An 856-nucleotide genomic window follows, 5' to 3' on the forward strand; every position below is an offset into this window, starting at 1 on the left:
ATTTGAAAATTCTGTCGCTAGCGATAGTTCGCGCTAGCCTGCCCCGCAACGAAGCCAACCCGCTGGGAAGTACCTTTTGAATTGATTTTATTGACTTTTTTTATGAAAAAACAAAGCATAAATGATGATCTTTTTTTAAATTGCAATAAGAATATGTAATGCTTAAACTCATAAGGATATGTAAGATATAGATAAAGCTTGAGAACATGATCTAGCCTTTCTTATTAGCAGCGTATTCTTGACGTTTAAGTTGTCTCTGTATGTTTTCAGTTAATCTTTCATTGGCATATTGTGCAATAGCACTTGCAATCTCTGGCTTGGACATCACTTTAGCAATTGAAGGTCCTTCTTGTTTTGCAATGGGGAATTGATCTCCGTCATCTCTTTGAAACACATTCCCTCCCATTTTCAATTCAACACGCTTTGGAAAACTGCCTCCCTTGATAAAACCATGGGGTAAGATTTCTTTCTTTCCAAACAGTGTGTAAGTTACGCCGCGTTTTGTTTCGTTTACTTTAAAAAATTTAAGAGGTATTGGTGTTCCAGAACCAATGATATCTGTCTCAAGAAACCTTGCTGTCGCCTTTTCTTTAATATAAACGCCTCTTCTTATACGCTTTATTTGGGCTGATGAGATGTCAGCAACTTGCTTTTCAGTAAAGCGTTCAACTTGTTTTGCTGCAGTGTTTAGAGCATTACGCAGAGCCCAATTAAGGCGTGGTGCTTGAAGGCTTGTGAAGGTATCTTTTGCCTGTTGAAGATACCATTTTTGGTGGATGATTAATTTCAACTTCTAAGCCTTTTTTGGGGTAGGTGTTGATGGCTTGGAAACTTTAGATGCTTTAGGCTTTTCGAG

Annotated in this window: 1 protein-coding gene; it reads right to left on the reverse strand. The window is 38.0% G+C overall.

What is annotated here, in order from left to right; genetic code table 11:
• Positions 1-211 precede the first annotated feature (211 nt).
• A complete protein-coding gene (locus ACFILW_RS10180) occupies positions 212-790 on the reverse strand; it encodes a hypothetical protein (protein ID WP_375685778.1) in 579 nt (192 codons plus the stop codon).
• Positions 791-856: the final 66 nt, after the last annotated feature.

The sequence above is a fragment of the Bartonella sp. TT110JLCBS genome (assembly GCF_042193405.1).
Lineage (GTDB): Bacteria > Pseudomonadota > Alphaproteobacteria > Rhizobiales > Rhizobiaceae > Bartonella.